The sequence below is a fragment of the Nocardia sp. NPDC001965 genome, from assembly GCF_053594175.1.
In genome coordinates this window covers 750,496-765,161 of the sequence record NZ_JBSFDZ010000001.1, presented here as the reverse complement: position 1 = coordinate 765,161, position 14,666 = coordinate 750,496, and the positions used below count along the sequence as shown (strand labels likewise).

The 14,666-nt window shown below is 69.1% G+C and carries 11 protein-coding genes; 5 read left to right on the top strand and 6 right to left on the bottom strand.

Features of this window, described 5'->3' with window-relative positions; all coding sequences use genetic code 11:
• Positions 1-22: 22 nt before the first annotated feature.
• Positions 23-601 (bottom strand): TetR/AcrR family transcriptional regulator, encoded by a 579-nt coding sequence (locus ACWCPQ_RS03455; RefSeq protein ID WP_449894168.1) that lies wholly within the window; start codon positions 599-601, stop codon positions 23-25.
• A gap of 147 nt (positions 602-748) precedes the next feature.
• On the opposite strand from ACWCPQ_RS03455, the gene ACWCPQ_RS03450 reads away from it, so the two are divergent.
• Positions 749-1,600, top strand: a complete 852-nt coding sequence (locus ACWCPQ_RS03450; RefSeq protein ID WP_449894167.1) for an oxidoreductase — start codon at positions 749-751, stop codon at positions 1,598-1,600.
• A gap of 16 nt (positions 1,601-1,616) precedes the next feature.
• On the opposite strand, the gene ACWCPQ_RS03445 is transcribed toward ACWCPQ_RS03450, so the two are convergent.
• Positions 1,617-2,603: a YihY/virulence factor BrkB family protein gene (locus tag ACWCPQ_RS03445; protein WP_449894165.1), complete on the bottom strand. Its 987-nt coding sequence runs from the start codon at positions 2,601-2,603 to the stop codon at positions 1,617-1,619.
• Between the two features lie 76 nt (positions 2,604-2,679).
• Positions 2,680-3,486, bottom strand: a complete 807-nt coding sequence (locus ACWCPQ_RS03440; RefSeq protein ID WP_449894163.1) for an SDR family NAD(P)-dependent oxidoreductase — start codon at positions 3,484-3,486, stop codon at positions 2,680-2,682.
• Between the two features lie 152 nt (positions 3,487-3,638).
• Here ACWCPQ_RS03440 and ACWCPQ_RS03435 point away from each other — a divergent pair, with 152 nt between their 5' ends.
• Positions 3,639-4,142 carry a thioesterase family protein gene (locus tag ACWCPQ_RS03435; protein ID WP_449894160.1) on the top strand — a complete coding sequence of 168 codons (504 nt, stop codon included), beginning with the start codon at positions 3,639-3,641 and terminating at the stop codon, positions 4,140-4,142.
• Positions 4,143-4,219: 77 nt separating this feature from the next.
• Here ACWCPQ_RS03435 and ACWCPQ_RS03430 read toward each other — a convergent pair whose 3' ends face one another.
• On the bottom strand, positions 4,220-5,299 hold the full coding sequence (locus tag ACWCPQ_RS03430; protein ID WP_449894158.1) for a saccharopine dehydrogenase family protein: 1,080 nt from the start codon (positions 5,297-5,299) through the stop codon (positions 4,220-4,222).
• A gap of 1,304 nt (positions 5,300-6,603) precedes the next feature.
• On the opposite strand from ACWCPQ_RS03430, the gene ACWCPQ_RS03425 reads away from it, so the two are divergent.
• A complete protein-coding gene (locus ACWCPQ_RS03425) occupies positions 6,604-8,544 on the top strand; it encodes a hypothetical protein (protein WP_449894156.1) in 1,941 nt (646 codons plus the stop codon).
• Here the strand turns inward: ACWCPQ_RS03425 and ACWCPQ_RS03420 are convergent.
• Positions 8,514-9,893 (bottom strand): NtaA/DmoA family FMN-dependent monooxygenase, encoded by a 1,380-nt coding sequence (locus ACWCPQ_RS03420; protein WP_449894154.1) that lies wholly within the window; start codon positions 9,891-9,893, stop codon positions 8,514-8,516. The two genes, ACWCPQ_RS03425 and ACWCPQ_RS03420, sit on opposite strands and share 31 nt — an antisense overlap.
• Positions 9,894-9,904: 11 nt before the next feature.
• Positions 9,905-11,116, bottom strand: coding sequence for an LLM class flavin-dependent oxidoreductase (locus tag ACWCPQ_RS03415; protein WP_449894151.1), 1,212 nt, complete (start codon positions 11,114-11,116; stop codon positions 9,905-9,907).
• 255 nt (positions 11,117-11,371) lie between these two features.
• Between ACWCPQ_RS03415 and ACWCPQ_RS03410 the strand changes: the two genes are divergently transcribed.
• Both ACWCPQ_RS03410 and ACWCPQ_RS03405 read left to right on the top strand, forming a co-directional pair.
• On the top strand, positions 11,372-13,675 hold the full coding sequence (locus tag ACWCPQ_RS03410) for a M28 family peptidase (protein WP_449894149.1): 2,304 nt from the start codon (positions 11,372-11,374) through the stop codon (positions 13,673-13,675).
• Between the two features lie 233 nt (positions 13,676-13,908).
• Positions 13,909-14,613, top strand: a complete 705-nt coding sequence (locus ACWCPQ_RS03405) for a YoaK family protein (protein ID WP_449894148.1) — start codon at positions 13,909-13,911, stop codon at positions 14,611-14,613.
• The last annotated feature ends 53 nt before the right edge of the window (positions 14,614-14,666 follow it).

The following is a 14,666-nucleotide window of genomic DNA, read 5'->3' as shown; positions in this document are numbered from 1 at the left end:
CCAGTTGTGGAGATTTCGTGTGCTACGGCCGCGGTGCGTCCGCGACAGCGGTGAACACCGATTCGAGTATCGCGGTGAGCCGGTCGGCTCCGGCTTCCGCGAGCGCCCGGGTGCCGACGATCCGGCGCATCAACAGAACACCGGCGATCACCGACAGGGTGATGTCGCCGCGGAGGTCGCTGTCGGGTCCGGGCAGTTGCCGGGACAATCGCTGCCCGACATGACGTTCGATCGCGTCGCGCACGATCTCGACGGCGTAGGGGCTGGATACAGACCTGAGCATGATCAGGAAAGGCTCCAGCGGGTCGGCGTCCGGATGGGTGCGGGCGACCAGGGCGGCGGCGGTGTCGTGCGCGAGCGACACCGAGTTCTCGGTGATCACCGCCGGGGGTGCGAAGGCGACTTCCACGGCTTCGGCGAACAGTTGTTCCTTGGACCCGAAATACCGGTTCACCATCATCGCGCTGACTCCCGCGTCCTGGGCGATCGATCGCACCCCGGCACCGTCGTAGCCGGAGCGGGCGAAATGCCGGATCGCCGAGTGCAGGATCGCCGCGCGGGTGGCGGCCGCATTGCGCGGGCGGGGACCGGACGTGGTCATTTTCGCGGCCCGGGAATAGCCGAGGCGGAGTCTACGTCTGTATACACGCGGTAAGTATACGGCTGTAGACAATATCTGGCGGTGTAGGAATCGGAAGCCTCGTCCGGCGGCGCCGATCCACCGCCTGGAACCGAAGGAGCGCAGGTCATGTCCGATACCTCGAAAGTCTGGCTCGTCACCGGCAGCTCACGCGGATTCGGCGCGGAACTGGTGCGCGCCGCCCTCGCGCGGGGCGACCGCGTCGTCGCGACCGCACGCCGTCCCGAACAACTGCGCGCACTGGTCGCCGACAGTCCCGACCGCGCCCGAACCTTCGCCCTCGATGTGACCGATGCCGCTGCGGCCCGGGCCGCAGCGGCATTCGCCGTCGCCGAGTTCGGCCGCCTCGATGTGGTGGTGAACAACGCGGGCTATGCCGACAGCGCGGCGATCGAGGAGATGAGCATCGAGAGCTTCCGCGACCAGATCGAAGCGAATCTCTACGGAGTCGTCAATGTCACCCGGGCCGCGTTGCCGGTGCTGCGTGCGCAGCGGTCCGGCGTATTCGTGCAGTTCTCCTCCGTCGGCGGCCGCGTCGGCGGGACGCCGGGGATGGGGGCTTACCAAACCGCGAAGTTCGCCGTGGAAGGCTTCTCGGAAGTGCTGGCGAGCGAGGTGCGCCCGTTCGGTGTGCGGGTGATCATCGTGGAGCCGGGTGCGTTCCGTACCGACTGGCAGGGCTCGTCGATGGCGATGCACGAGCCGGGCCCGGACTACCTGGACACCGTCGGCCGTATACACGAGATGCGCCGCGCGACGAACGGCGTCCAGCCCGGTGACCCCGCCCGGGCGGCGCGGATCATCGTCGATACTGTCGACAGTCCGGAACCACCGCGGCGGTTGCTGCTGGGCGGCGGTGCGGTAGAGCAGGCGCTGGCCGCCGGCGCCGAGCGGGACGAGGAGACGCGACGGTGGGCATCGGTCGCCCGCAGCGCCGACTTCCCGGCCCGGCGTTCGTGACCGCCGCGGCCGCCGGTCAGCCCGCGCCCGGGCTCTGCACCGCTGTGGCGAGCTGGTCCGGTTCGGCTGGTTCGTCCGCCTCCTCGGTATCGCCTGTACCGCCCGCGCCCGCGTCTCGGTCCTGGTCCGCGGTGGTCGGCGCTGGTCGGCGGGCCCGTTGCGCATCGACCACCGCGCCCAGCAGAACCGCGAAATTGGTGACCCACAACCAGATGAGGAAGACGATCGCCGCGGCCAGTGACCCGTAGACCTTGTTGAAGGAGTCGAAATGCGAGGCGTAGAAGGACAAGCCCGCCGAACCGGCGAGCCATAACGCCACCGCCATCGAACTGCCTGCCGACGGCCAGCGGAACCGCTGCCCGGTCACATTCGGCGCGACCCAGTAGAGCAGCGACAGCGCGAAACTGACCACCAGCGCGAGTACGAACCATTCGAGGATCGCCCAGGCGCCGTGCACGAAGGGCAGGCCCGCGAAGAGGCCACCGAACCGCCCGGCCATTCCGTTGGTCACCACGAAACCGATACCGGTGACGACCAGCATCAGGATCAGTACCGCGCTGAACGACAGCTGCAGCAGGATCGTTTTGGGCCGGGACCGGCTCTCGACGACGCCGTACAGCGCGTTGGCGGCCCGGATGAACGCGCCGATATAGCCGGATGCCGTCCACAACCCGGATATCAGCCCCACGATCGCGATCGGTGCCGACCAGGCCCGGACCTGCTCCAGATGGCGTACCGAATCGGCGAGCAGGCTACCACTGCCCTCCGGGCCCAGATGGCCCGCCGCTCCGGCCAGCGCACCGGTGGGCTCCGGCCCGGCCAGGCCGAGTACGGCGACGGTGAGCAACAGCGCCGGAAACAGCGACAGCATGCTGTAGTACGTGAGCGCGGCGGCCCAGTCGGACAGTTGGTCCGACCACGCTGCCCGCAGCGTACGCACCGCGACCCGAGCCTCGGCGCGGCGCAGCACTCGGCCGCGCAACCTGCGAAAACGCCGTTTCACCCGGCAACACCTCCGGTTCTGTCAACTACCCGCGCGCGACACGGAGCAAACGCGACAGTTCCGGTGGCGTGCCGGTTCACATATGCGAACCGCCGTCGACGCGGACCTCGGTTCCGGTGACGAAATAGGCATCGGGGGATCCGAGCATCGCCACCACCGCGGCCACCGCGTCGGGCCCCGCGAACGGGACACCGCCCGGCAGCGGCAGGGCCGGTGCGGCCTTGGCGAACAGGGCGATATCCGCGTCGGCGGGCAGGCCCGGCCCGATGCTCTGTCCGGACGCGCCGGTGCCGTCGGTCATCCCGGACGAAATGGAACCCGGTTGAACGGCATTGAACCGGATGCCCTGTTTGCCGAACTCCATGGCCAGCGCGTGGGTCATCGCCTGGATACCACCCTTGGACGCGGCGTAGGCCGACATGTACGGATGCGCGAACACCGCGGAGGTCGAGCTGAAATTCACCACCGCCGGGGCGTTTCCGGTCCGCAGCGCCGCGATGGATTCGCGGGTGACCAGGAAGGTGCCGACGAGGTTGATACGCAGGATCCGCTCGAACTCCTGGACCGAGGTGTCCTCGAAATGAGCCGATCGGAGCACGCCGGCGGCATTGACGAGGGTGTCGAGGCCGCCGAGCACCCGGACGGCGTCGGCGACTCCGGAGCGGACCGATTCCTCGTCGGCGATATCCATGATCGAGGTGGTCAGCCGTTCCCGGTCGGTGCCGGCCTTCGCGAGGGTGTCCGCCAACCCGGTCTCGCTGATGTCGGCGGCCACCACGCGGCCGCCTTCGCGGAGTATCCGCAGCGTGGTGGCCTGACCGATACCGGATCCGCCGCCGGTGATGAGGACGCGGCGGCCGTCGTAGCGCTGGAGTTCGGTCATCGAGGGGGCTCCTGTCGGAAGTCGGAGGGCGATGCGCCGGTGCGCTGCCCGACTCCCGAGGATTGGGGGTCGCGGCGGCGGCGCGACGCCACGATTCCGCTGAGTGGACTCTTCGGTCCGGAAGCGGGGTCCGGGCTCCGAGAATCACGGGCATGATCGACGGACTCCCCACAGCGAACGAGGTAGCGGCACTGCCGGAGGCGATCGCCGGCGCGGTGACCGGCGAAGCACTCGACGGCGGCGACCATATGAACATCGTGCAGTACCTGAAGTGGGGTTCCCTGGGTGCGGACGCGCTGGTACGCGCGGTCGGTATCGACGACGGTTACCGCGCGGACCGGAAAATGGGGGTGTTCACCGCGGAGCACCATCTCGCCTACTACAGCGAACTGCGTGAAGGCGATCGGTTCACGGTGGCCGGCCGATTCCTCGAGCGCAGCGCCAGAGCCGTGCACATGATGATGTTCCTGGCCGATACCGCCGGTGGCCGGGTCGCCAATACTGTCGAGATCATGTTGGTCCACGTGGACCTGCGACATCGTCGTGCGGTCGACCTGCCGGCGGATATCGCTGTCGCGCTGGACGAGCACATCGCACGTTCACGCGCACTGCCCTGGTCGGCGCCCGTCTGTGGCGCCATGCGTATCCGGCGCTGACGAGACCCACGGCCGGGTTCGGAAGCCGCCCGGGCAGCCGGTGGGCATTCGGCGCCGGCCGGGCCCCGTGCCCGGCGCTACCGGGTCAGTCCGGCTTCGGCCGCTCCGGCGCTCAGCACGTCCAGACCGAAGGCCTCGACCGGGCCCAGGGCCCCGGTGCCTCGCAAACCGCCGTCGAGCGCGGTCCGCGCGCCCCAGGCCAGGATCGCCGCGGTGAAATCGTAGGGATCGCCGGCCGCGAGCGTCACCGATGCCAGCACCTTGCCGGTGTCGTCGGATACTTCGGCGACCGCCCAGGTCCGGGTGCGGGCGCGGGCGGTGGGTGCCGGGCCGCCGGTGGACCCTTTGACGACGCGGGTCAATACGTCCTCGGCCAGCCTTTTCACCGGGTCCACCCGGGCGACGGCACCGGCGAGCAACGAGGTGACCCGCAGCCCGTGCGCGGCCCCCGCGGGCAGGCCGAGATACACATCGGCGTCCCGCAGTCCCGGATAGGACCGGATGAGTGTCAGATGTTCCGAACCGGGCACCGAGGCACCCGAACGTTCCCGGCCCGCGACATCGAAGCTGCGGATCCGGGCGGCCGTCCGCTGGGGGACGACCCGGCCGGCGCGCAGGGCGAAACCGTTCTCGAACAGCATGCCCGCCATGGACGCGCGGGTGCCCCCGCTGGTACCCGGGTCGGCGATGAAGTAGCCGATATCGGCGCGCACCGCCGCGGGCGCTTCGCGTAATGCGATTCCGGCGGCCAGATTGCCCGGGACGTAATCGAATCCGAAGGCGGGAAGCAGGCCGACGCCCGCCGTGCGCGCTTCCTCGTCGTGTTCGAAAACCGTGCGGATGAAGGGGCCTTCGCCGGTGGAGTCGAAATAGTGGGCCCCGGCCGCGACGGCGGCGGCCAGCGCGGGTCCGCCGTAGCGCAGGAACGGGCCCACCGTGGTGATGAGGACGTCGCCGCGGCCCAGCAGCGCGCGTACCGAGTCGGGATCGGTGACATCGGCGACCGCGGTCGCCGCACCGCCGATATCCGCGGCGAGTTTCTCCAGTGCTGTCGCGTCGCGCGCGGCCAGAACCGGCGCGCTGCCCCGGGCCACCAGGTTCTGGGCGATCAGGCGGCCGGTGTAGCCGGTGGCTCCGAACACTACGATTTTCGGCATCGCTGGACTTCTCTCACTGTCGGGCGGGTAGGGCTGGACATCACGGGGCGTGCGGTGTCGACGGCCGAAACGTTCGGGGATCCTCCTCAGCCGTTGCCCCGGGCCGGGGCCGGTGCGATACGGCTTCCTCGTCGGGCAACTCGACCACGCACCCATCCTCGCAGAACCCGCGCCGCCGCACCCGGCGCGGCCTTGTGCCTGTCTCGGGGGTGGATTCCGCGATACGGTCGCCGGTGGCCGCGGTCGAATCCGCGCGGACGGGCCGGGCCGGAATTCCTACGGGACCGTTTCGGCAGTTCGCCCGATCGGCTCGCCGATGGTCTCCGAGAACTGCGTTTCGCCCGCTCCGGAAAAGAAGCCTGCGACGATTTAGAATCGCACTCACAACGATATATTTCTCAATTCGATATCCATTCCCCGGGGGTCGATCGTGACAATCGGACCTGCCGTTTCGTGCGCGGCGGTCGGAATCGATTTTCGATACGGATCGGTGCAGAGTCTGCGCCGTCCGGTTCGTTACTGCCGGGGTCGATTTCTAACAATTCGGGGCTGTCGCCGGGCGGTGACCCCGGCACACGGGTAGGCGGCCGCCGGGTGCGGGCCGCCGGTTCTCGGTGATTGTCTGTGCAGTTCATCGGCATGATCTGCGCGCGGAAACCAGGTGGGCGCGGCGGCTGGAGGGGTGGCCCGATGTCGTAAGTGTCCGAATTATTTTGGAGCTGAAATTATTTTGGAGCTGAAGTGTGCCCGATCGACAAATTCGTCAGTGCAGTCGGAGGCTGGGTGAGAAGATCCTGAATATATTGACCACAGATGCCGATCTGCAAAAAGCGAACTCTCCGCAGAAAGGGGATTTCCACTCGTACGACAGCCCTGTCGGTAACGTATTTCGGAGGTTCGTCGATCGCATCCCCGGTTCGGAGGGCTTCGTCTTTTTGCAGTTTGCCGGAGAACGATCCGAATAACACTTCGGAGGAAGAGGGAAATGTCATGAGTGCGATAATCGGTCTCGGCTCTGCGGCCGTGGCGGCTGGTGCCAGTGTGTTGTGGGCGTTGGGTGCCCTGATCTTCTGAGCGGATCGGCGCCGCCGCTGTACGCGGCGCATTCGCCCATCCGACCCATCTTGCCTGTCCCGGTTCACCGGGCCGGTCCGGGACCTTCCCAACGGGGAGAGCCGTGATGGTTCGCGTGGCGAACCGCAACATTACAAAATGTCTGTATGTCAGTGTGCGTCATACCGTTGATGCGGGCCGAACCGGTGCACGGTGCGGCCCGCCTGCTGTGACGATATGCGGAGATATCGGTGAGCCAGGACCCGAAGGTGGACGCGACCGAATTACGCGCATTGGTATCGACATTGGAAACGCTGATCGCCGAGGCGTCCCGGATCGCCGGGGAGCTGAAGGCGGCCATAGTCACCGCCGAGCAGAGCGAAGCCCGTAACGGGATCGCCGTGGTCACCGACCTGACCGCGGTGGTCACCACGGACGGGCCGGCCGAGAACCGCGACGGCAGCGCCGAATCGACGCCGGACGCGTCGCGTGCCGTCCGCAAACCGGCCGCGAGCCCGTGGGCACGGAAACGAGCGAACGCCGCGGCCCGGAGACCGTCCGCGACGCCCGGAAAGGCGGCCACCGCTGCACTTTCCGCCACCGCTGCGCTTTCGGCCGCCACCGATGTGGCCGCCCGGCAGATCGCGCCATCCCCGGCGCCTGTCGCGCCACCGCCGCAGCCTGTCGCGCCATCCCCGGCGCCTGTCGCGCCGACTTCGTCGCCCGTGGCAGCACCTCCGTTGCCCGCGGCGCCGCCGCCGTTGCCCCCGGCGGTGGCGCCGGTCACCGCGGCGGCGATCGAGTACGCGGGTGCCGCGCAGGTGTCGCCCACGGCCGATCCGACGCCGAGTGCCCGGTCGTACGAGGCCGCCGGTGCGGCAGGCGGGGCGCTGTACGGACCCGCCCCGGTCGATCCGCAACCCGGACCGCCGCCACGGATGGCCGCGGAGCCACCCGGTCCGGCGCGCGAGGCCCGTCCGGCGGCGAAGCTCTTCGAGGTCGACGCCGAGCCGGCGCCCGCCCCGGGCGGCGGTCAGCCGGTCGGGGCCACGGCGTCGGAGCGCGGTGTGCCGCTGCCCGACTCACTGTTCGCCGCGGTGGCCCACCTCGCGACGGTCGGTTCACCGGATAGGCGGCGACCCCGGGCCCACGATGGGGTGGATACGGCCGCACCACCGGTTGTCTCCCCGGAAACCGGGAGCGAGCCGGCGGCCGCGGAGCCACCGTCGTCCGGACACCGGAGCGAGGTGTCCGGCGCGTCGTCCGGGACGCCTCCGATCGACACGCAGGACGAAACGGTCCATCGGTCCCCGCCGGGACCGCCGTCCGGCGAATCCCCACCCGGGCTGTCGCTGCTGACGGACCGCGGCGCGCCCGTGGGGGCCGATGCCGCCGGGACGGACAATCCGCCCGGGCCGTCGGACGCGCATGCCGCGCCGCGGTCGGCGGCACCCCTGCAGTTGGTGGGTGAGCTGCGTCCACCCGACACCCGCGCGACACCGGAAGTTCGGGTGGCCGAGCCGGATCCGGCATCGGGCCCCGAGAAGTTGACCGTATTGCCGGTGGTGCGGCGGGGGCGGGAATCCGAGGTGATCCGTCTCGCCCGCGATATGGCTCGCCGGCACGGCCTGGAGAGCCGCGGTTTCGACGCCGCGGTGACCGATACCGAGGTGGTTCGTGAGATCGCCACCGCCCTGGACGATCTGTTCGGAAAGTACACCGTTCCGCTGTACGGCATCGAAATCGCCGAACAGCGGGAGGACACGATCCGCCGGGAGCGCAAGAACGCCCACCAGCCCAGTCCGGTCGACGCTCCGCAGGTCTGGATCACGCTGGAGCAGGCCGAGCTGGCCGGCACCGGCGTCAGCACGGCCGGCCCGGCCAGAAAACGGTTCCGCCGGGCCGGGGGCGCCGACCGGCCGGTGTACACGGCGGTGGTCCGCGCATTCGCCGCCGCGCTCGACGAAGCGGGCGGCTACCGCGCCCGCCAGGAAGCCTGGCGAATCCTGATGGCCGGTTCTCTCAACGGCGGCCCGAATATCGGAAACGGTCTGCTGGACCCGCGCCGGGCACTGATCGACGGTTTCGCCGAATTCGAATTGCACGGTAAACGCGCGGGCGAACCGGCCACCACGCTGCACGGAGCACTGCTGAAGATGGCTCAGGCCAGGCCCGAGGAGACCTCGGCCTGATCGGGACGCGCGTACGCGTTCCGCAATCCGAGATTGTCGCGCAGCGTGGTCCCGGTGTACTCGGTACGCAGTACTCCGCGGTCCTGCAACAGCGGAACGACCTTGTCGACGAATTCGTCCAATCCCCAGGGCACGAGATGGGAGCCGAGGATGAAACCGTCCGAGCCGTTGTCCTGGACGAAGGTGTCGATCTGTTCGGCGACCCGGGCCGGCGTGCCCACCAGCGGGCCGCGTTCGAACTGGTCGATCACCACTTCACGCAGGGAGAGTTTCTTCGCTTCGGCCACCTCGCGCAGGCGCCGGACCGTGGCGAAGCGATCCTGGTGCAGGAACGCGCGCCCCTGGATGATCGGCGCGGCATCGGGGTCGGGATCGATATCGGGTACCGGACCCTCCGGGTCGTAGCCGGACAGGTCGCGATTCCAGATCTGCTCGAGCAGGATCAACGCGGTCTGTCCGGTGACCTGTTCGTTGCGGACGGCATGGTATTTCTCCACCGCCTCGGCCTCGGTATCGCCGAGTACGAAACTCGCCGAGGGCAGGATCTTTATATCGTCGGCCGCCCGGCCCGCGGCCACCGCGCGCGCCTTGATATCGCGATAGAACTCTGCGGCTTCGGGGAGCCGGCCGTAGGGGGAGAAGATCGCATCGGCGTTGGCCGCCGCGAAATCTCGGCCCTGCGGCGAAACACCGGCCTGCAGGATCACCGGCCGACCCTGCGGACTTCGCGGTACGGTGAACCGGCCCGAGATATCGAATTGTGCGCCGTGGAAGGCGAAGGTCCCGGCTTGCGCCCGGGCGAGGAACCGGCCGGACCCCTTGTCCGCGACCAGATCACCGTCCTCCCACGAATCCCACAGCGCGCGTACCGCGTTCAACGTCTCCTCGGCGCGGACGTACCTATCGGCCGGATCCAGGAATCCGCCGCGCCGGAAGTTCCGGCCGGTGAAAGCGTCGAACGAGGTCACCACATTCCAGGCGGCGCGCCCGCCGGAGAGGTGATCGAGACTGGCGAACCGGCGGGCCAGTTCGTACGGTTCGTTGAAGGTCGCGTTGATCGTTCCCGCCAGACCGAGATGTTCGGTGACCGCGGCCAGCGAAGCCAGCACTGTGAAGGTATCGGGCCGGCCGATGATGTCCTGGTCGAAGATCTCACCCGCGCGTTCCCGCAGCGCGAGCCCTTCGGCGAGGAAGAAGAAATCGAATCGGCCACGTTCGGCGGTCCGCGCGGTGTGTTCGAAACTGTCGAAATCGATCTGGCTACCGGCTTCGGGATGCCACCATGCCGTGTGGTGATTGACGCCGCCGAGGTAGGCGCCCAGGATGACCTGTTTACGGGGAGTGCTCATGATTACCTCGCTCAGGCGTTCGCGTAGCGGTTGGGGACGGTGGTGGGCAGCCCGAGCAGCGCGCGCAGGGAGCCGTCCGGATAGCCGGTGCGGAAGACACCGCGCCGCTGCAGGGCCGGAACGAGGCTGTCGGTGACTGCGGTCAGATCGTCGACCGCGACTCCGGGCCGTAACCGGAAGCCGTCGATGCCCTGCGCACTCCAGTCGATGAGCAGCTCGGCGAGTTCGTCGGCGCTCCCCGCGAAAACGTCGGCATCGGAGGTGTATTCGATCCCGGCCGCGTCGTTCAGCCGAGCCAGGCGCTGTGGCCCGGTCGCGGTCGCGGTGTCGAGGAATATCTCGAGGTCCGCGTATACGCGCAGTCGTTCGCCCGTGCGGCCGACCTTCGCCGTCGCCGCGGCGACCTGGCCGAGTATCGGCGCGGGACCGGTCGCCCGAGTGGGCGTGACGAACACGAGATCGGTGCTGCGCGCGGCGAATTCGTAGACCAGGGGCGCGTGCGCGAGTGCGGTCACCACGGGTTGTCCCTGCGGCGGTCGCGGCGTGATCGACGGCCCGCGAACGCTGAAATACCGGCCCTCGAAATCGATGCGGTGCAGTTTGGCGCGATCGATGAACCGCCGGGTGGCCACATCGCGGATCTCGGCGTCGTCCTCCCAGCTGTCCCACAGCCGCCGGACGACCTCCACGACATCGGCGGCCTCTTCGAACCGGTCGTGCACGAAACCCGGGAAGGTGCCCGTGGCCCGGACCTCTGCCAGTTCGGCGGCGGTGAGTTCGCGAAGCGGCCGGCGGCCGAAATGCGCGGTTTCGGCCGCCGTGCCGGAGACCCTGACCTGCCAGCCCGCCCGGCCGCGTGCGGTGTGATCGAGTGTCGCGAGGGCGGTGGAGACATGGAACGGCTCGGTATGGGTGGTGGTCACTGTCGGTACGAGCCCGATATGTCGGGTGACCGGTGCGAGCCGCGCCGCGATCAGATGGGCGTCGATCCTGGCCCGGACGCGGTCGAGGGCGCTGTCGGCCGACGCGTGGCGGTCCCCGGGTACCGCGAGGCTGTCGTCGATGGTCAGGAAGTCGAGCAGACCGCGTTGGGCCGTAGCGGCCAGATCCGTCCAATAGCGGGGGCCGAAGAGTTCGGCCGGCCGGGAATTCGGCTCCCGCCACGCGGCCGGATGCCGGCCCGCTCCGTCGAGCGCCACGCCGAGATGTAATTTCGGTGTCATCGTCTCCCGTTTCCTGTGCGTACGCGAGTGGTGCACAGGACAACGCGTGGTTCGGGCGAGGGGGCCGCCGGGGTGGGTGCCCGGCGCAGCCGATCCGGCTCGCAGTGATCGGCACGGGATCCGCCTGGGGATCGATTACCGGTGGCCGGGCGCGTCCGGTGTCTTCGCCGGGGGAGGCCGCCGCGCGAGAGCCGGAACTGTCAACGATTGGGATCAGTTCGAGCCCGGCGAAATATGGATGCATAGGGTCGCATCGTGATCACAAGACTGATCGAAGCCCCACACCGGGTGATCGCGGGGCTGACGGCGCTGTTCGTACTGGTGGTGGTGGCGGCCGCCACCGTGGTCGCCGAAGACCGCGGCCCGGAGCCGGTTCCCGCGTCGGTGCCCGACCGGTTCAGCGCGGAACGGGCCATGACTCATCTGCACCGGATCGCGACCGAGCCACGGCCTCTGGGCAGTGCGGCGAGTGACAGGACGCGGGAATACATCACCGGGCAGTTGGCGTCGGCGGGTTTCGCGGTACGAATCCAGCACGGGGTGGGGGCACGGGCGTCGCGGGGACTGGCGACATTCGGCCGGGTCGACAATGTGATCGCCACGCTGCCCGGCCGCGACTCCACCGGGACCGTCCTGCTGGCCGCCCACTACGATTCGGCGGCCACCGGGCCGGGAGCCTCCGACGACGGGGCCGCGGTGGCGGCCGCACTGGAGGTGGGCGCGATGATCGCCGGCCGGGGCGGCCTGCGCAACGACCTCGTCCTGCTGTTCACCGACGGCGAGGAAGACGGCCTGCTGGGTGCCGACGTGTTCACCCGGGAAAACCCTGCAGCGGACGCGGTGGTGCTCAACTGGGAGGCGCGCGGTGTCGCCGGCCCGTCGCTGATGTTCGAGACCTCGGCCGACAATGCCGCGCTGGTCGCACTGTTCGCCGATGCCGTACCGCATCCCAGAGGCGATTCGTCGCTGGTGGAGCTGTACCGGAAGATGCCGAATTCCACCGATTTCACGGTGCTGTCGCAAGCCGGACTCACCGGACTGAATTTCGCCTATATCGAGAAGTCGTCCCACTATCACACCGCCCGGGACACCATCGCCGCCCTGGATCCGGGCAGTCTGCAACACCACGGCGAGAACATGCTCCACCTCACGCAGGCCCTGGGTGGAACAGATCTGGCCGAGTTGGCATCCGACCACGATGCGACGTACTTCCGCCTCGCCGGTGTCATGATCACCTATTCGAACGCGCTGACCCTGCCGATCGCACTGCTGGCACTGTTTCTGGTCGGCGCGGTGGCGATCACCGCCTACCGCCGGCGGTCGGCCGGGGCCCGGCAGCTGGTTCTCGCTATCGCGGCGGGGGCGGTGCCGCTGGCCGCGGCGGCCCTGCTCGGGCAGTCGCTGTGGTGGGTGCTGGTGTGGCTGCGTCCCGAATACGACCGGATGGGCGGGTTGCTGCATCGCCCGCAGATCTACCAATGCGCTCTCGTCGCGCTGGCCGCGACAGCGGTGCTCGCCTGGTATCTGCCGGCGCGGCGCAGGCTGGGGGCGGTCGCGACGGCGGTCGGTGCCTGGGTATGGCCTGCGGTGTTCGCAGTGGTGTGCGCGGCAGTGGCACCCGGGATGTCGTTCCTGTTCGCGCTGCCGACGTTGTCCGTGGCACTGGGCGCGCTGGCGGCCGCGCTGCCGGTGCGGTGGAGTCTGTGGCCCGTGACAGTGTTCACGCTGGGCTGCGTAGTGTCCGCTGCGCTGCTGGCGCCACTGTCCGGCAATCTGTCCGGTGGAATGGGCCTGACTTTCGGTGCGGTCGCGGCGGCGGGTGCGGCGCTGTTCGGACTGATGGTGCTGCCGTTGATCGAATTGCTGTGCCCGGACGCCACCACCGGTCGCCGGGCCACTGTCGGGACACCGGCTGCGGCGGCAGCCGCGACGATTCTGCTGATCGGCGCGGGAACTGTCGTGGACACCGCCGACCCCGAGCATCCCGGCCGCACCCATCTCGCGTATGTGCTGAACGCCGATACCGGTGCGGCGAGTTGGGTGAGCAGTGATCCCGAGCCCACCGGCTGGTCGCGCGATTTCCTGCGGGACACCGACGCTTCGCGCCTCTCGCCGGGCTACGCCCGCGGCCGGGTGTGGACCGGTCCGGCGGAAACCGTGCTGCTACCCGGCCCTGAGGTAGCAGTGCAGCGACGCGACGGCGAGACCGTCTCGATGCGTGTGCGGTCCCCGCGCGCGGCGACCTCGGTGGTGCTGCGTATCGATCACCGGGTCGACCGGGTGATCGCCGCTGTCCCGGGCTCCGCACCGGTCGAACTCACTGTCTCGGGGGTCCGGGCCGGTACCTGGCCGGGGGAGATCCGCTTCCGCGATCTACCGGCCGCGGGTGTCGAGTTCACGGTGCGCACGCCCGGCGCCACCCACATCCGGGTGACCGCGATCGATGAAACCCACGATCTCGCCGCAGCCCCCGGTTTCCGGCCCCGCCCCGGCGATTCGGTGCCCTCGATCCGGGAGGACGGTGAACTGATCGCGGTGACGCGGTCCTTCGAATTCTGATCGGGCCGATCACTCGAACCCGCCGCCTATCGGCCGCCGGTCCAGTCGGTTCCGGGTGCTGCGGAGCCGGGCGGCGCGGTCACCACCGTCGCCGGCGACACAGCGTATCGGCCGAGGTCGGCCGGGTATCGGGAGACGCGGGCTACCGTGACACCCGACGTCTCCCGAGTGCCCACCCGGTGATCACCGGCCGATCGGCCGCAGCAACTCTCCCGCCCGGAAGGATCCGGCCCGTGCCGAAACCGGAAATATCCCGCAGGACAGCATTGTTCGATGCCGACGCGCGGTTGTCGTGGGTGCTCGCCGCGCTGGCCGGGCTCATCGGCGCGGCGGCGTTCACCCACACCGCGGGGTATTTCGTCACCTTCATGACAGGCAACACCGAGCGCGCGGTTCTGGGCTATTTCCGGAACGAGTCCGATATGGCCGCGGCCGCACTGGGACTGATCGCCGCGTTCGTGGCCGGGGTCGTGGTGGCCTCCCGATGCCGTCGCCGCTACTGGGCCAGGCATCCGCACGGCCCGACCCTGCTGACCACCGTCTGCCTGGCACTCGCGGCCGGAACGGATCTGCTCTTGTTCGGGGGGAATCCGAACGATATCGACTTCGTCCCCATACTTTTCGTCGCGTTCGGTGTCGGCGCACTCAATACCTCTTTCCTCGCAGGCGACGAGGTGTCGATACCGCTGAGCTATGTGACCGGGACGCTGGTCAAGCTGGGGCAGGGGATCGAACGCCATGCCAGCGGCGGTGATTACGCGGACTGGCTCGGCTACTTCCTGCTGTACGCGAGCTTTGTGCTCGGCGCGCTGGCGGGCGGTGTGCTGAGCCTGCTCGTCGCCGGCTGGGCGATGCTGATCACGGCGACCGGGGTCTGCCTCGTCGTCACCGGGTACACCTATTCGCACCTGGATCGGCACGGGCCGCTCGCGGAATGAACCCGCTGGCCGCCCCGATCCGCCACCGCCACCGCCACCGCCGCGCCCGCGTA